Genomic DNA, 16764 nt, shown 5'->3' on the forward strand with positions numbered 1-16764 from the left:
CGGTTTAATGTCCCAAGTGTGACCCGCTGCAACAGGCCCTCGCTGCTCCTCATCGGTGAGATCCGGGCCGAGATGGCCCGCCAGCGCAAGACCACCACCGCCCTGGCAGAGGTGATAGGCCGCTCGCAATCGACTGCCAGCAACCGACTTTCGGGTATCCAGCCGTTCACTGTCGACGAGCTGATCCAGGTCTGCGAATGGCTCGGAGTATCGGTGCTCGACCTCGACGCCGAAGCCGAACGCCACAGCAGGAGGGTGTCGTGAACACGCCACCGGAGACCGAGACATTCGGCCTCGACTACGTCGTCGAACGCACCGGCGTTCCTTCTGAGCGCTGGATTCGCATCCGGCTCAACGACAAACGTCTGCGCGGCCGTCGTGCGGGCCGTCAATGGCGCATGACCGAGGGCGATATCGCCTACCTCGTCCAGTTCATGGCCAACGAGACCCAGCCGCCGCCACAGCCCATGCCGTCACAGCCTGTGGCCGCGCCGACCAATTCGACCGGATTGACCGCCGGATCTCGCAGACGGCGCGAGCGCCGTACCCACTGAACCCCTCGGCGCGGTGCACCAGACGCCGACACCGCGCCGGGAATGCGGAACCCGAAGGCACGACCGGCAGATGAACCCCTCACATCTGGCCTCGGGTTTCGCGTCCGCTCTGAATTGGAGGACCACACGATGACCGGGAATACATCACTCGAACGCATCCCGTGCAGCTACGCCGACGGCTCGCCAGTGCCCGAGATCGAGGCCGACATGATCATGCGAGCGTTCGGGTTCTCGAGTGCAAGGGAAGCCGAGCGCATCATCAGCAGTGGCACCCGCCGTCGCCGCGAGCGTCAAGAACAGGCCGCAACCCCGCGCTTCGAGCCCGATTTGCAATGGGACCAGGCACACGTGATCCTCTCCGAACTCGGAAAGCTCACCGGCCACCCAACGGCTGACGCCCGTCGGATCACCCGCTACCTGGCAACGCGCAGGTGAACACCCCGCCGCATATCAGCACGTTCGTGCTCTCGTCGGTCGCCGGACCGCGCTACGTCATCGAGGCGGTAACCCCGTGACGACCTTCAAACCCTCGGTCCGTCGCAAGACCGCCGGACGCAATCACTATTACGTCGACGGCAACGGCACCCGAATGCCCGGTGTGACAACGATTCTCGGCAACGGCTTGCCGAAGAAGGCGCTCATCAACTGGGCAGCGAACGCTACCGCCGACGCTGCGGTAAACGGGTGGGACGAGCTGGCCGAGCTCCCGGTCGCGACCCGGCTCGACCGCCTAAAGAGGGCTCGATACAACGACCGTGACGCCGCGGCTAAGCGCGGCACTGACGTACATGGGCTCGCCGAGCAGCTCGTCAAGGGCGAGCGAGTGACCGTGCCCGAGGAACTGCGCGGCCACGTGGAGGCGTACGTGCGGTTCCTCGATGACTGGGACGTCGAGCTGGTCCTCGTCGAGTTCGTCGTCGCGAGCTATCGGTACGGCTACGCCGGTACCTGTGACCTCATCGCCGATCTGACGATGCCCGACGGCCGGGTCGTGCGCTGGCTGCTCGATATCAAGACGACCCGGTCGGGCGTGTACGGCGAGACCGCGCTACAGCTCGCCGCCTACCGGTACGCCGACGTTTATCTCACCGCCGACGGCACCGAAGAACCGTTGCCAGTGGTCGAGCGAACGGGCGTTGTGCACGTCCGGGCCGACGGTTACTCCCTCGTCCCGGTCACCGCAGGCGAGCAGCAGCTCACCGTTTTTCGATACGTGCAGCAGGTCGCCCGGTTCGACGAAGAATCGCGCGGCTTGATCGGCGACGAGCTCACTCCGCCACACCCCGATGGCGAAATCGCCCGCGTCATCTACGAGCGGAGCGGCCAGTGACCGCTGTGCGTTTCGGGCGACGGGCTCGCTTCGACCGCGATTCCGAGGTCCGCAGCATCTCAACGAAAGGCCACTACCTGTGAACGCGATTCAGCCGTACCAATTCGGCGAGGCAACCGCCGTACAGCTCACCGAGACCACGACACAGACCCGCGGCGATCGATCGCGGGAATGGCTCGCGCTGTTCTTCGAGACGGCCAAGGCCGCCGAGATTCTCGCCTCCACAGATTTCGTGCCAACGAGCATGAAGGGCAAGCCCGCGCAGGTCGCCGCAGCGATGATGAAGGGGTACGAGTTGGATATCGACCCGCTCGACGCGCTCGGCAACATCTTCAGTGCTCACGGCCGGGTCGGCTTCTACGCCGAGTTCATGCGCCGCCGCATCTTCCAAGCCGGGCACGAAATTCGGTTCGTCGAGACCAACGACACTCGGGCCCTGGTCGAGGGGCGTCGCCGCGGTGAGGAGGAGTGGACGCGGGTCGTGTTCACCGCGCAGCAAGCCAAGAACGCCAAAATCGATCTTGGCGGGTACCCCGAGGACAAGCTCGTCGCCCGTGCGACATCCCGCTTGTGCAAGCGGATGTTCCCCGAGGTGCTCTCAGGCGCGGCTATCGCCGAAGACCTGATGGATGAGCCCGCGCAGGTGACATCGGTGCGCGTGGTATCCGACGTCGCCGAGGACCTGCCCAAGCCCGGCACCATGCAGCGTAAGCGCCGTACCCGCCGGACCACCGCCGAAGGTCCCGCGGCGCCCGCGGCTGAGACCGTGACCGCCGACGCCCCGCCGCTGCCCGGAGATGAGCCCGCTACGGAACCGAGGAGCACGACGGCGCAGCAGCAGAAGCTCGCGATCCTGCTCGACCAGACCGGGGTGACGGACCGCGACGGCAAGCTCGCATACCTCGGCGAGCAGTTCGGGCGCCCGTTCGCAAGCTCGAAAGAACTCACTCGGCGGGAGGCGTCCGAACTTATCGACTACCTCGAGTCGCCGATAGAGCCGGACAGCGTAGCCGAGGCCACCGACGACTGCGCTTTGCCGCCCGTGGCCGGCGAGCAGTGAAACAGCTGCGGCCCAGCGGGCGACCGCCGGGCCGCCACACAACCGCAACCGCGACCGTTGAAGGGAGGCCGAGATGCGAATCCGGTCCATTCGTCCCGAGTTCTGGCGCTCAGATGACATCGACGCGCTCACCTGGGACGAGCGGCTGGTGTTCATCGGCCTGTGGTCGTACGTCGACGACAACGGCGTCGGCGTCGACAAGCTCTCGGCCATCTGCGGAGATCTGTTCGCCGCAGACCTCGAAACGGACCCTCGCGAGACGTTCGCGAGGGTTGAAACGGCACTCTCGACGCTGTTCGCAACAGGCCTGATTCAGCGGTACATCGTCGACGGCCGGGCCTACCTGTTCATCACCACCTGGGAGACGCACCAACGGGTCGACCGGCCCGGCAAAGCCCGCTATCCGCTGCCGACCTGCGATAACGCCGTAATTCGTGAGCCCGTCGCGACACCCTCGCGAGAGTTCCGCGACGCCCCGTCGACTGGAGAAGGGGAGAAGGGGAGAAGGGGATACACGTCCCCCCGTTCTCGACGTAACTCACGACCGCGCGAGCGCGCGCGAGCCGGGGGGAGTGGTCGCGCTGCGACCGTCGCACAGCGCACAGGTCGCCGCCCGGCTCAACGCGACCGCACGCAGCGCACCGGCGCACGCGATCGCGGTCGCATTCAGCGAGGCGCTGTCGGTGCCGCTCGAGGGCGGCGTGCTCGCCAAGGTCGGCGTCGAAATCGACTCGTGCCTCGCTGCCGGTATCCCGCCGCCCGCCATCGCCGAGGGCCTCAAGGCGTGGACCGAGTCGGACTCGTGGAGTCCCACGCAGATACCGAATTTCGTCCACAAGGCCGCCAACGCCCGCGGCAAACGCGGCCGATCCAAACCCACCGAGCGCGCCGTCGACGCGATGGCCGCAGCCGAGGAACTGCTACGGGAGGTGAGAACCCTTGGAGATCGCAGCGAGTGACCGCAGCATTCGCGCCGCCGCCGCGGCGTGGTCGCGGGCACGCATCTACGACGACAAGCTCGGCGACCCCGACAAGGCCCGGCTCGCAGCGTGGGCCGAGAGCATCGAACGGTGGAAGCTCGACGCGCCCGACCTGCTCGAGGGCGTCATTCGCTACTACGAGGCCGAGACCGAGGGACGCACGATCGGTGTCGGCGACCTGCTGCATCACGGCCGTGAGGCCCGTCGTCAGCGCGCAGAGCGCGAGACCGCCGCCGAGGTGCACGCCGCCGTCACCGCGGCGCTACCCGCATCCAGCTCGGGTCTGCCACTCCGGGCTGCTGGCGATCCGGTATGGGCTGCATACGACGTCAACGACGCCATACAGCGCCTGTGTCCGCGCTGCCGCGCCGACCCGAACTGTGCGTGCGTCACCGAGCGTGGTGCCCCGCAGAAAATGCCATGCCTCGCACGCCTGAACAACGGTGCAGCACCCGCCAGGTTCGGCACCGCCCCGCACTAGATCACTCGCAGAGAGACAGAGGAACGATGATCCGGACATTCGAGTTTCACCGCGACCAGGACGTGACCGGCTACAACGGCACTGGCGTTGTCGCCGACGGCGTCACGTTCGCCGACGGCGTGACGGTCGTGCACTGGCGCGGCCAGCGTCGGTCTACGGTCGTATGGCCATCGGTCGAGGACGCCATCGCCGTGCACGGCCACGACGGCGCGACCCGTCTCGTCTGGGGCGCATGATGGATGTGACGCCCTGCCGACTCGGCCCGACCCGCGCTGGTGTGCTCTTCGGCCGGTCCCGTGTCCGCGCCGACTGCGCCTGCGGAATAACGATCAGCGCATGGGGCGCCGCGCAGTTGCGCGAGCTGTACGCCCGGCACCTCACGATCCCTAGGCCGCCCGCCGAGGTGCTCGCCAAGGACTCCCCGACTGTCGCCGACGTGCGCCTGTGGCCCGATTTCTTCATCAGCGGTCCCGGCCGCGCCGTTGCCTCATGCACGCATTGCCCGCACGACTACTACCTGACCGACTCGTGCCCAGGATGCGACGCCGACGCCGAGGCCGACCGCGCACCGGCCGACTTCGTGACCGTGCCGTTCGAGACAGTGCTTGCCGTCTTTCTCGACGGATTCGGCACCGGCGCCGCGTCCGCGCTCGGCAAAATCAAGCCCGACGCAGCGGGCGCGCTCATCGACCAGGCCGCCGGGGCGCTCGTCGACCGGGTGAAGGTTGACCCGCTGGCCGTGGAGCAGCTGCGCGAGCACGTCCGCAAGCGGCTGCACGGAGAGGTCGACAACCGCACGACCGAGGTTCGCGTGTGGGGTGATGCGACATGATCCCCTCGCGCGCCAGCGCTCAGGCCGCTGGCGGCCGACCTGAGGAGGTTTAGCAATGGCATGGTTCGAGACCTACGAGCGTGACGTACTCGGCGCCCCCGGCGTTCCATGGCCGACTAAGCCGCGCACCGCCCCAAGCCCCGAGCCGCCCGCGCCACTCGAGGCGACCGCTGCCCCTGAGATGCGCGGGGAAGGCCTGCCCGGGCTGCTGCTCGCTGCTGTCCGATCTGTTGTCGGGGTGGTGTGCCGGTGACCGGCACCCCGTGCGCTGAGTGCGAGCGCCCAGTCGGCGACGGACTCCCGCTGTGTCAGACGTGCGCCGATGGCGTCGTGACTGAGCTGCGTGAGGTGCCGAGCCTGCTCGCCGAGCTGGCGATTACCCGCGCTGGTCTCGGACGGCTCGGCCCACAAGTGGCGGCGGGGCGCTCGGCTGAGACACCGCTACCTATCCGAGCGACCAACCGCGGTGTGACCATGCAGGGTGACCGCGCAGTGTCACGGCTCGAGGTCGCCATACTCGGCTGGACTCGTGTCCTCGCCGAGGATTTGCGCGTCACCCCGTACGTTGGCGGTCCAGCGCTGATCGAGCTCGCGCGCCAGCGCCGCGGAGATCACTCCGGGCGTGATCCTGGCGCCTTGCCGACGACTTCACCGAGCCAACTCGAGCAGGCCGCGATGTGGCTTTCCGGGCACCGCCACGAAATCCGTGCGCACGAGGCAGCGCACGAATTGCTCGTCGAGGTGTCTGGTGCGCTCGCGTCGATTCGCTACCTCGTCGACCGGCCCGTCGAGCGCCGGTACCTGGGGCCGTGTCCGGCACTGCTCGGCGATGGGAGTGAGTGCCGGTGGGAGCTACGCGCCCAGCTCGGCGCGAGCTGGGTCCGGTGCGACCGATGCCGCGCACAACACGATATCGCTGAAATCCTCGACACGGTCCGCGCGGCGGCCGAGGACCTGCTCTACAGCCTCGCTGATCTGGTCCGCGTGACCGAGAGCATCGGGGCGGCGGTGCCGAAAACGACACTGTACCGATGGGTGCGCGACCGTCGCCTACGGTCGCGTGCATGGCAGAGCGGTGACCGGATCACCGATCACCCGATCGACGCGAGCTCAGTGCAGGTCTACCGGCTCGGTGATGTACTGGCACTGGCGCGGCGCGGCGGTAAGACGGCAGCATGACCAAACAGTCGATTACCAGCGCGAAAGGGTACCGATGACTGATTATCTGGATTTCAACCGGCCAGCTCGAACCTACGCCGTCCGTGCCGATGGCCGCGCCGAGCTGCGTGTCATCGCAACAGTCGGCGACCAGGCGCACGCGGTCACGCCCTGGCACACCGCCGCCGATCCGATGATTCTCTCGGCCGCCGAAATCGGCCGAGACTGCGACATGCCTGCGGGTGAGGTGATCGGCCGCGACCTGACCGCGCTCGGCGACGCCGAGGCGCTGCGGAATTTCCAGCTCGTCGACGATCCGCGGCTTTAGGAGCGGTTGTAGCGTCGTCGTCCGGCGTAGGCGGCGGCGACCTTCGCGCGCCGCCACCGCTTCACCCCGCCGGTAGTGTCGTCGGGCGCGCCGAGATCGATTCGACCGCGTGAGAGGTCCGAACGCACGGTCGACGGCGACACCCTGGCGTACTCGGCGATCTGCGCCACCGTCAGCAGGTCCTCGGAGTCCTCATCCGCAGGCTGCTCGCGTACGAAGTGGCCACGCACCGCCTCATCGACCGCGGCGGCGTCGTACTCGTTCCATCGCCCGCGCTTGCCGACTGCCGGTGGCCATTTGGCGTGTGTCATCCACCCTTTCTGAATCGTGTTCAGCGCGCGGCCGTAGCGTTCGGCGATTTCGGGGGCTATCAACCGTTGTGGATCCCTGGCTATCATGGATTCCGGCCCCTCTCGAGGTTTGGTCGATTGCTGGACGGCGGGGTTCCGACTTGGAGGCTCTGCCTCGCTCCGCCGCCCGCCAGCTTCAAACGGGGCGAGCCCCGGTCAGTGACCGGGGCTCGCTTTCTGCTATTCCATATCATCCTCCGTGAGCTTGATGTCTCCGTCGAGAAGGCCTTGTGCGAGGTCGAGAAGATCCTCGGTGTGCTTGGTAGAGAGCACAGCCCCCTCGGCGGCCCACAGCTCTTCGTGCTCGCTTGCCAGCGCCGCGAGACCGATTCCGGACATCCAGCTCAGCAGCGCTATGCGGAGCGTGGATCGCACGAACTCATCCATGGGCAGATCAGAGAGCACCGTGCGAGCCACATTCACGCTCTCGACCAACTCGGCGGGCGTCATGCCCGGCTCATACGGCAGCAGCTGAATCGGCAGTTCCAGCCGCAACAGCGCCTTGGTCGCCCGCATGTAGGCGTTGATCGAGCGCACCTGGAACTTCATGAGCGTCGCGGCGAGCTCGAATTCATTGGCTTCCATGATGTTTCCCTTTCTTGGGTTTGGTTGTGATTGCTGCCGGTCGGGTCCGACCCCGACCAACGAGTATTAGATTACATCACTAGAGTATTGAATTGCAACACCTTCTTGGTCGTGAATATCTGTAGACACGTCTACGATCCGCAAATGGAACGGCAAGCGATAGCATGACCATCGTGGAATTCATCGAGGCTCGGCTCGCCGAGCTCGAGGGCGACGCCGAGCGCGCCCGCAGCAAGGCGGCCGGGCCGGGCGGCGACGGCGTGCTGTGGGTCGTCACCGGCATGGACAACGCCGTGGGCGTGTTCTACGACCCAGCCCGCGAGCTGCGTACTGTGGCAGCGATTCGTACGCTCATCACCGGGCATGAGCCGACCAGATTCGGTGACGAACAGGTGGACTCGTGTGCCGTGTGCTCGCACGACATCGCCGATGGATTCCACTTCGAGCCATGGCCGTGCGGACCAGTGCGCACCGTAGCGTCGATCTGGTCCGACCACCCTGACTACCGCGAAGTACGGGCCGCCACGCCCTGAGCGAGCCCCGCAAGATCGAAAACTTCTTGACCTGCTGCTATTGTGGGTGGCACTCGAAACCGGTACTGACGACCCGACCCGAAATGTCGGCGACAGTGCCGGTTTTCGCATGTCATGGGCCATTTCCGGCCGCCTCGCAACCTCCGCTCACCCCGAGGAGTTCGCCATGTCGACACTGTCCGCCGCCGCCTCGCTCGTCCCGTGGGAACTGCTCGGCCGAATCGCGCTTGCCGTGTTCCGCGAGATCGTCCGATGAACTTGCTCGACGTGCTCGGGCTGCTGCTCGGGTGTCTGCGCACCTCGGCGCCGCGCACCCTCGAGCAGCCGCTCTACGCCGCGCTGTACGGTTCCTGGCCGGTCTAATGCCCGCCTGGCTCGACGCCGTGCTGCTGTTCGCCGCCCGGTGGCTTGCCGACCGCGCCGGACTCGGACGGCGTCGACCATGAGCCGCAAGCGCACCACCACGCAGAAGGGGCTCGGGTGGGCACACCAGCAACGCCGCCGGGCTCTGCTCGAGACGCTGCGCGACGGCGAGATGTGTGGGTGGTGTGGTCTACCCATGTACCGCGTGCAGGCGCTCGCGGCCGATCACAGTCACGCCCGAGCCCACGGGGGCAAGGTTGCTGACCGCCTGCTGCATGACGTGTGCAACAAGGAACGCGGCGACGGCTCGCGCGATCACCTGCGACCGGCCGTCACTCGCGCACACGGCGGCCACGCCGCGAACGCCCTCGACTGGGGCTGACGTGGGCACCCCCTCCTAATCATCGGACCCCCGGGGCCTGACTCGTCCGCGGCAGTCAGGCCGTTTCTCTCTCCCCCGGGTGAGCGCGGGGGCCGGACGGGCAGGGGGTAGGTAGCACCGTGGACGCTCCCGCGCCCGATCTGCGGCCCGATTCCCTCGGCGAGCGAGGTTTGGCGCTCTGGTCAGCCCTGATGGCGGGCCGGGGGCAAGATGCGGCTCGCGCCGTGCTCGCCGGGGAGGCCGCCCGCCTGGCCGACCGCCTCGACGGGCTAGATCGGTTACTTTCTGGCAAACATGATGGGTTGGCTCAGTTGTCGACCCGCAAATCGGATGGGGCCGTGGTTTTGGTCGTCGACTCGGCCGTGAGCGAGGCGAGGCAGGCCACGACCGCTCTCCGGCAGTTGATCTACCAGCTAACCGCCGAATCCGGCGCTAAACCGGCAGGAGGCACGCTTGCTGACGAGCTGGCCGCGCGCCGGGCTGGTCGGGACACAGGAACCTAGGGTCGCGCACCGCCCTACGACCGCAGTCGACTACAGCGCGGCCGAGGAGGCGTTCGACCTCGTCGACATCGCCGGGCGGCGCCTACCGCCGTGGCAATCGGGCGCGGTCCGCGACGGCACCGCCCGGCGCGCCGATGGGAAGTGGTCGGCATTCGAGGTCTGCCTGCTCGCGAGCAGGCAGAACGGCAAGAACGGCGTACTCGAGGCCGTGGTGCTGTGGTGGATGATCCACGAGCCCGGCGTGCAGATTCTCTACACCGCACACGAGTTCAAGACCGCGCTCAAGACCATGGTCAAGCTCATGGCGTTGTTCAACGCCTCGCCGCTGCTACAGCGCGAGCTCATGCCCAAGCAGCCGCGGCAGGGCAACGGCCGCGAGAGCATCACGCTCCAGAACGGCTCGTGCATCTACTTCGCGACCAGGACGGCGCAGGGCGGGCGCGGCGGATCGTACGACCGGCTCATCATCGACGAAGCAATGATCTGCTCGCCCGAGGCTCGGGCCGCGCTCATGCCGCTACTGACCACTGCGGCCAATCCGCAGGTCTGGTACCTCGGGTCGGCGGCCGACGCGGACAGTCAAGCCACCTGCGGCGCGTGGGCGTCGCTGCGACGGCGCGCGCTCGACAAGGTCGGCAAGCGGTTGCTTTGGCTCGAGTGGTCGGCGCCCGAGCTGCCCGACGGCGCGACGGCCGAGGAGCGCGCAGCGTGGCGGATGGACCGGCGCAACTGGGCCGCGGCTAACCCGTCGTGCGGCTACCTGTTCGACGAGGAGTTCATCGAGGACGAGGTCGCCAGCTTTGCCGACCAGCTCGATAAGTGGGAAATCGAGCGCCTGTCGTCGGGCAAGTGGCCCCGCCCTGCCGAGGCGCGTGAGCGCGTCATCCCGGCTGGGACGTGGGAGGACATGACCGAACTCGACGTGCGAGTGCAGGGACCGATCGCGCTCGCGCTGGACATGACGGGCGATCTCTCGACGGTCGCGCTCGGCGCGGCCACCCGCACCGTCGAGGGCAAGCTGCGCCTCGAGCTGGGGCACCACGGCCCGGCTCAGGGCATCGTCGAGCGCGTCGCGCAGCTCGTCGCCCGGTGGGACCCGTGCGCGGTCGTGATCAACAGCAGCAGCCCGGCACGGCATCTCGCGCCGAAGCTGCTCGCGGTCGGGATCGAGGTCGAGACGAGCAACGGGTCGCAGGCGGCCGACGCCGCGGTCGGCCTGGTTGCCGATTCGCTCGACGGGCTGCTGTCACATGCCGGCGACCCTCGCCTCGCCGATGCGGTGCGCGACGCGAAGACCAAGCCGCTCGCGGGCGGCAAGTTCGGGTGGGACTACCTCGAGGGTGATGTGACCCGCATACAGGCGATCTCGCTCGCTCGGTGGGGACTGCTCGAGTTCGGACTCACGCCGAGCACCCCACCCCAGATGCCCACGCAGGACGACAGCGACCCGCACACCGAGCAGCAAGACGAGCTCATGGCTATGGGGTTCTAGGAGGTGGGACAGCGTGGCTAAGGCCAAGCAGATGCCGACACAGGCCGAAATCGGCTATGCCACAGAGTCTTTCGATGACACGGGCGGAATGTTCTGGCAGACGGCCGAGGATACGCCCGAGCTCATCTGGCCCGAGTCCGCGCGCGTGTATCGGAGGATGGAACGGCAAGACGCCCAGATCACCTCGGTTATGCGCGCGGTGCGCCTGCCGATCCGGCGGACGAGCTGGCGCGTCGATCCGGACGGCGCCCGGCCCGAGGTGACTGAGCACATTGCCGCCGACCTCGGCCTGCCGATCGTCGGACAGGCGCCGGTGCCGAGGCGACGGCGCGGCCGGTTCTCGTGGGGCGAGCATCTCGCCTCGGCGCTGTTGTGCCTGCGCTACGGTCACCAGTTCTTCGAGCCGCTCTGGTCGGTCGACGAGGTGACCGGCCTGTACCACCTGCGCAAGCTGGGACAGCGCTTGTCCGAGTCCATTTCGGGTATCGAGGTCGACCGCGACGGCGGGCTCGTCGCGATCGAGCAGTACGGCATGAGCACCCGTGGTGGCCCCGTGCGTATCCCGGTCGAGCGGCTCGTCGCCTACGTCGTCGACCGTGAGGGCGGCGACTGGACCGGGCAAAGTCTGTTGCGTCCGGCGTACAAGCACTGGCTCGTGCGCGACCGGCTGCTGCGCGTGCAGGCGCAGACGATCGAGCGAAACGGTATGGGCGTGCCCGTCTACGAGGGCGGCCCGGCCGATGATCAGCAGCAGCTCGAGGCGGGCAAGAAGATCGCCCAGAGCTACAAGTCGGGCATCGCGTCGGGCGCGGCGACGCCGTATCAGGCCCGCCTACGGCTCGCCGGTGTCGAGGGCAACCTGCCCGATGCGCAACCGGCCATCGACTACCACGATGCGCAGATCGGCCGCTCGGTGCTGGCGCACTTCCTCAACCTCGGAAACTCAACGGGCAGTTGGGCACTCGGCACGACGTTCGCCGATTTCTTCGTGATGAGTTTGCAGACCGTCGCCGAGATGGTCCGCGACACCGCGCAGGCGCACATCGTCGAGGACTTGGTCGATGCCAATTGGGGGCCGGATGAACCGGCGCCGCGGTTGGTGTTCGACGAGATCGGCAGTCGGAAGGACAGCACGGCGGCGGCCCTCGAGATTCTCGTGCGCGCCGGGATTCTCACGCCAGACGAGGCGATCGAGCAGGCCGCTCGGCAGGACTACGGCCTACCGATCCGCGAGGCCGTCGAGGACGCCGAGCCCGCCGAACCCACCGCCGCCCCCGCCCTCGCGCCCGCCGCGCATCGCGCGATCCGCCCGGCGGCCCGCATCGAGCCGAATGGAGCACTGACGCTGTGGTGAACAAGAGGGGCGCAAAGCCCGACCCGTGGTACCGAATCAAGGCGCTCGACACCAGTTCGGCCGAGGTGCTGATCTACGACGAGATTGATCCGTATTGGGGCGTCTCGGCCGCGACGTTCGCGAAGGACCTCGCGCAGATCGATGCCGACGCGATCACCGTTCGGATCAACAGCCCCGGCGGCGACGTGTACGAGGGGCTCGCGATCCTCAATACGCTCCGCGGCCACCGCGCCCGCGTGACGACCGTCATCGACGGGATTGCCGCCAGCGCAGCGAGTTTCATCGCCATGGCCGGTGCCGAGGTAGTGATCTGCCGCAACGCCGAGATCATGATCCACGACGCCCGGATGTGGGCGGGCGGCAACGCCGACGAGATGCGAAAGCACGTCGAGACCCTCGACCGCACCTCGGACAACATCGCCTCGATCTACGCCGAAAAGGCCGGCGGGACGGCCGAGGAATGGCGCGAGCTCATGCGCGCCGAGACGTGGTTCTCAGCGGCCGAGGCCGTCGCCGCCGGGCTCGCCGACCGCGTCGAGGTCGCGCAGGTCGAGCCCGAGCTCGTCGCCCGATTCGACCTGTCGACGTTCAACTACGCCGGGCGTGATCGCGCGCCCGCACCCCGTACCCCCTCTGCCACCGAGGCCGAGGCCAACCCGGAAGGAACGCGAATGACTGCTCTCGCCGCCATCGCGAAGCGCCTCGGCCTGGCCGAGAACGCAGACGACGCCGCCGTTACCGCGGCACTCGACAAGGCGCTCGGCCGACCGGCCGACGCGATCACCCCCGTACAGCTCCCGTTCAACGACAACGACATTCAGTTCTTGCGGGCGCTCGTCGCGTCCGGGCCTGAGCTGCTCGCCACCGCCACCACGGCCGTGAGCGACGGCGTCTCGCCCGATGTCGCCGCCATCGCGCAGCCGATCGTCGACAGCTTTCAGGAGGCGATCGACACCGCGAACGAGGCGCTTGAGGTGTGGGGGCAGAACTCGACGCCCGAGCCCGAACCGGCGCCCGCGACCGACCAGGCACCGGGCGCCCCGGCAAACAGCCTCGGCGAGCTGCCCGCCGGTGTCGTCGCGGTTGAGGCCGCGGTGCTCGCCGAGCTGCGCACCAAGGCGGCCCGCGGCGACGCGGCTCGCGCCGAGCAGGAGCGCGCCGCCCGGCTGACCGCGGTCGACGAGGCAGTGCGTACCGGCCGCATCGCCCCGGCGCAGCGCGCGAGCTGGGTCGACCGGCTCAACCGTGACCCGCGCGAGCTGGCCGTGCTGAACGGCCTGGCACCGGTCTACCCGGTCGGCGCCGAGCTCGGCCACGCCGTGCCCGTACAGGACTCCGCGGACCTCGGTTGGTTCGACGGCGTCAACACCGCGACCAACAAGGGAGTCTGACTATGGCCGACAAGATGGGCATCTACGAGCCCGGCGCCGACCTCACCGGCAAGGCATCAGCCGCCGTCACCGGCGGCCGGTTCCTCGCGATCACCGGCAACCGGGACGCGACCAGCGGCACGATCACCGTCGCGCACGCGACCGCGGCGGGCCGTATCTGCGGTGTGTCCAAGCGCGACGCCGCGCTCGGCGAACTCGTCCCGATCGCGCGCGGTAACAGCCGCGTCGTGCAGGTGACCGCCGCGGCGAACATCGCCGCTTTCGCCGAGGTCGAGGTCGGGACCGCCGGGCAGGCGATCACCAAGACATCCGGCATTGCCGTCGGCTACGCCGTCACCGCTGCTACCTCCGGCGGCGACGCCGAGATCAGCCTCTACTGAGAGAAGGACTCGATATGTCGACTGCTCCCGTTTCGTTCCCGCTCGGTGCGCCGACTCTCGCCGGTAGCACCCTCACCGTCGATCTGGCACTCAAGCAGCCCGCGCGGATCACTAAGCGCCTTGCCGATCTGACCTTGCAGAAGTTCATCGTCGACCGGATTTTCTCGAGCTCGGGCGCCTCGGTGGCGGCCGGTGCCGTGATCTACGACCAGATCACGGCGAACGAGCTCTACACCACGCGCGATATCGAGCAGCGCGCGCCGTCCGCCGAGTACCCGATCGTCGGTAGCGACCGGACCGACCCGAAGGTCGCGACGAGCGAAGATTGGGGCGGGAAGTTCTGGATCTCGGATTCGGCGCGCACTCGAAACGACGTGGCGCACTTCAACAACCAGGTCACGGCGTTGTCGAACACGATCGTGCGCAAGGTCAATCAGCGCGCGGTCGTAACCCTCGAGGCGGCAATCGCCGCGCTCGGCGGCGCGGGTGTCGTGCCCGGTCACGACTGGTCAGACGTGCAGCTCGCGGGCACCACGCCGACCCCGAGCGATCTGCGCCCGACCGCCGATTTCGCGAATGTCCAGCTCGCGGCCGACATCGAGGAACTCGGCGTCGTCTACGACCTGTGGCTCGTCAACCCGCAGGAAAAGGCGAACCTCGCCATTGCCTACGGTTCGGCGCTCGCCGAGGTGCTCGAGTCGGCGGGTATCCGCGAGATGTTCGCCTCGAATCGCGTCGCCGCGGGCACCGCGTACGCGGTCGCTACCGGCGAGGTCGGGTTCCTGTCCTACGAGCAGGGTCTCGCCACCGAGACGTGGCGCGAGGAGAAGACCAAGCGCACGTGGGTGCAGTCGTCGGTCATGCCGATCATGGGCGTGACCAACCCGTACTCGATCAAGAAGGTGACCGGTCTTGCGGGCTGAGATTCGGGCGGCGGTGTGGGCGTACCGCACCGCCGCCGGTCGCCGCCGCCTCGCCTACTTCGGCGATGTCGTCGACCTGACCGAGGACGAGTACGAACGCGCAGACCGCGCGGGCGTGCTCACCCCCGAGCCGGTCGCCGCCGAGCCCGTCGTCGAGCTCGTGCTGCCCGACGGCGGCGATCTGTTCCCGCGGCTCGCGGACGACTCCGACGACGACCAGAGCGACCAGGACGACGGCGACGGATCGGACGAGGGGGACCAGGGCGACGACACCGCCGTGCCTCGCCCGGCGAGCACCACCTCGCCCAAGGCCGAGTGGCACGCCTACGCCGTCTCGCGCGGGATTCCCGCCGAGGAGGCCGGGCGCATGTCGCGCGCCGAGATCGCGGCCCGTCTGCCCGAGGCGTAGACGATGCCACTCGCGACCCCGGCAGATGTGGCACTCGGGTGGCGCACGCTCACCGCGGACGAGGAGACGCGCGCCGAGCTGCTCATCGCCGTGGCCGAGGCGTGGATACGGGACCCGTCACGGCGGCCCGACATTGCCGAGGGCGACCCGACAGGGAAGCACGTCGTCGTCGAGGTGGTGCGGGCAGCCATGGCGGCCCCGGCCGAGTGGACCGGGCACACCAGCTACAGCGAGACCATGGGGCCGTGGGCGCGCTCGGGCACGCTCTCGACCCCGGCCGGGGTGCTCCAGTTCCTCAAGGTGCACGGGGAGATGCTCGGTATCTCCGACGGGCCGACCGCGGTCGGCTCGTTCGGTGATCCGTGCGGGTACCGCTACCCGCCGGCGGGATCGGTCGGGCTGTGAGCGTCGCTGTCACCCGGCATCGCGGCGGCGGATTCGACGACGACGGCAACCCGGTCCCGTGGGTCGATACACCGCTCACCGCGAAGACTGTCGCACCGGGCGCCAACCCGGGCAACGTCGACCGCGGGCGCAACGGGCAGCGCGTCGAGAAGTCGGTGTACTTCGAGCCCGCCGTCGACCTCACCGGCGCCGACGAGCTCACCATCGACAACGAGCGGTACGTGATCGCCGTCGAACAGTGGCCGTCCCCGTGGTCGTCGAGGACGGCCACCGTCGCCCTGTGCAGTCGAGGGGAGGGGTAGCCGTGGCCGCCCCCATGGTGCGACTCAACCACGCGACCATGCGCAAGCTGCTCACCTCGCCGGGCGTTGTGCGCATGGTGAACGCCGCGGCCGACGCCATCGCCGGGCAGCTCGACGAGGACGACGACGGATTCGTCGAGAGCTACACGACCGACCGCGGCGCGGCGGCCGTGCTCGTGCCCGCCGAGGTGCAGGCCCGCGACGGCGCGCTCACCCGAGCCGCCGCCGCGGTCGGTCTGCCCGTCGTGCAGGCGGGCGGATGAGCAAGCCGCTACGCCTGCCGGGTGATCCCGCCCGGGCGATCAAGGACTACCTAGCCGCCGTGCTGCCCGGCCTCGTCGTCGCGCCAGCGCCCACGGTCGGCATGGTGCTACCGGCGGCGTGGAAACCGGCGTCGCCCCCGGCCGTCGTGGTGTTCGACGACGGCGGCCCGGTCCGCTGGCCGGTCACCACCGCGCCCACGGTGCGCGTCACCGTGTGGGCCAACGGCCGCGACCGGTCCCGCGCGATCGCGGGCCGGTGCCTCGGCGTGCTGCTGTCGCACCGGATTCCCGGCGTCGCCACCATCACGCAGCCGTCGAGCCTGCTCGAGGCGCTCGACTCCAACAACAGCGGGGTCATGACCTCGTTCACCGTGCGCGCGCTCGCCCGCACGCTCGCGCTCTAGAC

The 16764-nt window shown here is 68.5% G+C and carries 26 protein-coding genes; 24 read left to right on the forward strand and 2 right to left on the reverse strand.

From position 1 onward, the window contains the following. The first annotated feature begins 18 nt into the window (after positions 1-18). From F5X71_RS00255 to F5X71_RS00310, 12 genes are all read left to right on the forward strand, one after another. Complete coding sequence (locus tag F5X71_RS00255; RefSeq protein ID WP_238815645.1) at positions 19-264, forward strand: helix-turn-helix domain-containing protein; 246 nt, start codon at positions 19-21, stop codon at positions 262-264. Continuing rightward, entirely contained in the window at positions 261-554 is a 294-nt protein-coding gene (locus F5X71_RS00260) for a hypothetical protein (protein ID WP_167460125.1), read from the forward strand. The genes F5X71_RS00255 and F5X71_RS00260 overlap by 4 nt, the downstream gene beginning before the upstream one ends. Before the next feature lie 129 nt (positions 555-683). After that, positions 684-989, forward strand: coding sequence for a hypothetical protein (locus F5X71_RS00265; RefSeq protein WP_167460126.1), 306 nt, complete (start codon positions 684-686; stop codon positions 987-989). 76 nt (positions 990-1065) lie between these two features. Further along, positions 1066-1884, forward strand: a complete 819-nt coding sequence (locus tag F5X71_RS00270) for a hypothetical protein (RefSeq protein WP_167460127.1) — start codon at positions 1066-1068, stop codon at positions 1882-1884. Continuing rightward, on the forward strand, positions 1841-2944 hold the full coding sequence (locus F5X71_RS00275; RefSeq protein WP_167460128.1) for a hypothetical protein: 1104 nt from the start codon (positions 1841-1843) through the stop codon (positions 2942-2944). Before F5X71_RS00270 ends, F5X71_RS00275 begins: the two co-directional genes overlap by 44 nt. A 572-nt stretch (positions 2945-3516) precedes the next feature. Continuing rightward, on the forward strand, positions 3517-3903 hold the full coding sequence (locus tag F5X71_RS00280; RefSeq protein ID WP_167460129.1) for a hypothetical protein: 387 nt from the start codon (positions 3517-3519) through the stop codon (positions 3901-3903). Beyond that, positions 3884-4405, forward strand: a complete 522-nt coding sequence (locus F5X71_RS00285) for a hypothetical protein (RefSeq protein WP_167460130.1) — start codon at positions 3884-3886, stop codon at positions 4403-4405. The genes F5X71_RS00280 and F5X71_RS00285 overlap by 20 nt, the downstream gene beginning before the upstream one ends. Positions 4406-4431: 26 nt before the next feature. Continuing rightward, a complete protein-coding gene (locus tag F5X71_RS00290) occupies positions 4432-4641 on the forward strand; it encodes a hypothetical protein (RefSeq protein WP_174816991.1) in 210 nt (69 codons plus the stop codon). Between the two features lie 41 nt (positions 4642-4682). Continuing rightward, entirely contained in the window at positions 4683-5237 is a 555-nt protein-coding gene (locus tag F5X71_RS00295; protein WP_167460131.1) for a hypothetical protein, read from the forward strand. Positions 5238-5292: 55 nt separating this feature from the next. Next, positions 5293-5490 carry a DUF3422 domain-containing protein gene (locus F5X71_RS00300; RefSeq protein ID WP_167460132.1) on the forward strand — a complete coding sequence of 66 codons (198 nt, stop codon included), beginning with the start codon at positions 5293-5295 and terminating at the stop codon, positions 5488-5490. Between the two features lie 77 nt (positions 5491-5567). Beyond that, a complete protein-coding gene (locus F5X71_RS00305) occupies positions 5568-6416 on the forward strand; it encodes a hypothetical protein (protein ID WP_167460133.1) in 849 nt (282 codons plus the stop codon). Beyond that, positions 6373-6723: a hypothetical protein gene (locus F5X71_RS00310; protein ID WP_167460134.1), complete on the forward strand. Its 351-nt coding sequence runs from the start codon at positions 6373-6375 to the stop codon at positions 6721-6723. The genes F5X71_RS00305 and F5X71_RS00310 overlap by 44 nt, the downstream gene beginning before the upstream one ends. On the opposite strand, the gene F5X71_RS00315 is transcribed toward F5X71_RS00310, so the two are convergent. Both F5X71_RS00315 and F5X71_RS00320 read right to left on the reverse strand, forming a co-directional pair. Then, complete coding sequence (locus F5X71_RS00315; RefSeq protein ID WP_203218250.1) at positions 6720-7034, reverse strand: hypothetical protein; 315 nt, start codon at positions 7032-7034, stop codon at positions 6720-6722. The two genes, F5X71_RS00310 and F5X71_RS00315, sit on opposite strands and share 4 nt — an antisense overlap. Positions 7035-7253: 219 nt before the next feature. Further along, on the reverse strand, positions 7254-7658 hold the full coding sequence (locus F5X71_RS00320) for a hypothetical protein (protein WP_167460136.1): 405 nt from the start codon (positions 7656-7658) through the stop codon (positions 7254-7256). A 164-nt stretch (positions 7659-7822) separates the two neighbouring features. On the opposite strand from F5X71_RS00320, the gene F5X71_RS00325 reads away from it, so the two are divergent. The 12 genes from F5X71_RS00325 (at position 7823) to F5X71_RS00380 (ending at position 16762) form a co-directional block, all read left to right on the forward strand. Further along, on the forward strand, positions 7823-8191 hold the full coding sequence (locus F5X71_RS00325; RefSeq protein ID WP_238815646.1) for a DUF6221 family protein: 369 nt from the start codon (positions 7823-7825) through the stop codon (positions 8189-8191). Between the two features lie 442 nt (positions 8192-8633). Then, a complete protein-coding gene (locus F5X71_RS00330; RefSeq protein ID WP_167460138.1) occupies positions 8634-8936 on the forward strand; it encodes a hypothetical protein in 303 nt (100 codons plus the stop codon). 453 nt (positions 8937-9389) lie between these two features. Next, positions 9390-10931 carry a hypothetical protein gene (locus F5X71_RS00335; protein WP_167460139.1) on the forward strand — a complete coding sequence of 514 codons (1542 nt, stop codon included), beginning with the start codon at positions 9390-9392 and terminating at the stop codon, positions 10929-10931. A gap of 13 nt (positions 10932-10944) precedes the next feature. Then, positions 10945-12285 carry a phage portal protein family protein gene (locus F5X71_RS00340; protein ID WP_174816992.1) on the forward strand — a complete coding sequence of 447 codons (1341 nt, stop codon included), beginning with the start codon at positions 10945-10947 and terminating at the stop codon, positions 12283-12285. Further along, positions 12279-13676 (forward strand): head maturation protease, ClpP-related, encoded by a 1398-nt coding sequence (locus F5X71_RS00345; protein ID WP_167460140.1) that lies wholly within the window; start codon positions 12279-12281, stop codon positions 13674-13676. The genes F5X71_RS00340 and F5X71_RS00345 overlap by 7 nt, the downstream gene beginning before the upstream one ends. A 2-nt stretch (positions 13677-13678) precedes the next feature. Then, complete coding sequence (locus F5X71_RS00350) at positions 13679-14056, forward strand: capsid cement protein (protein WP_167460141.1); 378 nt, start codon at positions 13679-13681, stop codon at positions 14054-14056. 14 nt (positions 14057-14070) lie between these two features. Then, a complete protein-coding gene (locus tag F5X71_RS00355; protein ID WP_167460142.1) occupies positions 14071-14979 on the forward strand; it encodes a major capsid protein in 909 nt (302 codons plus the stop codon). Then, a complete protein-coding gene (locus F5X71_RS00360; protein ID WP_167460143.1) occupies positions 14969-15388 on the forward strand; it encodes a hypothetical protein in 420 nt (139 codons plus the stop codon). Before F5X71_RS00355 ends, F5X71_RS00360 begins: the two co-directional genes overlap by 11 nt. Before the next feature lie 3 nt (positions 15389-15391). Then, entirely contained in the window at positions 15392-15793 is a 402-nt protein-coding gene (locus F5X71_RS00365) for a hypothetical protein (protein ID WP_167460144.1), read from the forward strand. Beyond that, complete coding sequence (locus F5X71_RS00370) at positions 15790-16095, forward strand: hypothetical protein (protein ID WP_167460145.1); 306 nt, start codon at positions 15790-15792, stop codon at positions 16093-16095. The genes F5X71_RS00365 and F5X71_RS00370 overlap by 4 nt, the downstream gene beginning before the upstream one ends. A gap of 2 nt (positions 16096-16097) precedes the next feature. Further along, positions 16098-16358: a hypothetical protein gene (locus F5X71_RS00375; protein ID WP_238815647.1), complete on the forward strand. Its 261-nt coding sequence runs from the start codon at positions 16098-16100 to the stop codon at positions 16356-16358. Beyond that, on the forward strand, positions 16355-16762 hold the full coding sequence (locus tag F5X71_RS00380) for a hypothetical protein (RefSeq protein WP_167460146.1): 408 nt from the start codon (positions 16355-16357) through the stop codon (positions 16760-16762). Before F5X71_RS00375 ends, F5X71_RS00380 begins: the two co-directional genes overlap by 4 nt. Positions 16763-16764: the final 2 nt, after the last annotated feature.

Origin of the sequence: Nocardia brasiliensis, assembly GCF_011801125.1 — a bacterium.
Lineage (GTDB): Bacteria > Actinomycetota > Actinomycetes > Mycobacteriales > Mycobacteriaceae > Nocardia > Nocardia brasiliensis_C.

Excerpts from the sequence above, each read along its gene's own strand:
- F5X71_RS00265 (WP_167460126.1), top strand. The coding sequence starts at position 684 with ATGACCGGGAATACATCACTCGAACGCATCCCGTGCAGCTACGCCGAC.
- F5X71_RS00275 (WP_167460128.1), top strand. The coding sequence starts at position 1,841 with ATGGCGAAATCGCCCGCGTCATCTACGAGCGGAGCGGCCAGTGACCGC.
- F5X71_RS00290 (WP_174816991.1), top strand. The coding sequence starts at position 4,432 with ATGATCCGGACATTCGAGTTTCACCGCGACCAGGACGTGACCGGCTAC.
- F5X71_RS00300 (WP_167460132.1), top strand. The coding sequence starts at position 5,293 with ATGGCATGGTTCGAGACCTACGAGCGTGACGTACTCGGCGCCCCCGGC.
- F5X71_RS00310 (WP_167460134.1), top strand. The coding sequence starts at position 6,373 with ATGTACTGGCACTGGCGCGGCGCGGCGGTAAGACGGCAGCATGACCAA.
- F5X71_RS00315 (WP_203218250.1), bottom strand. The coding sequence starts at position 7,034 with ATGACACACGCCAAATGGCCACCGGCAGTCGGCAAGCGCGGGCGATGG.
- F5X71_RS00320 (WP_167460136.1), bottom strand. The coding sequence starts at position 7,658 with ATGGAAGCCAATGAATTCGAGCTCGCCGCGACGCTCATGAAGTTCCAG.
- F5X71_RS00325 (WP_238815646.1), top strand. The coding sequence starts at position 7,823 with ATGACCATCGTGGAATTCATCGAGGCTCGGCTCGCCGAGCTCGAGGGC.
- F5X71_RS00330 (WP_167460138.1), top strand. The coding sequence starts at position 8,634 with ATGAGCCGCAAGCGCACCACCACGCAGAAGGGGCTCGGGTGGGCACAC.
- F5X71_RS00350 (WP_167460141.1), top strand. The coding sequence starts at position 13,679 with ATGGCCGACAAGATGGGCATCTACGAGCCCGGCGCCGACCTCACCGGC.
- F5X71_RS00355 (WP_167460142.1), top strand. The coding sequence starts at position 14,071 with ATGTCGACTGCTCCCGTTTCGTTCCCGCTCGGTGCGCCGACTCTCGCC.
- F5X71_RS00365 (WP_167460144.1), top strand. The coding sequence starts at position 15,392 with ATGCCACTCGCGACCCCGGCAGATGTGGCACTCGGGTGGCGCACGCTC.
- F5X71_RS00380 (WP_167460146.1), top strand. The coding sequence starts at position 16,355 with ATGAGCAAGCCGCTACGCCTGCCGGGTGATCCCGCCCGGGCGATCAAG.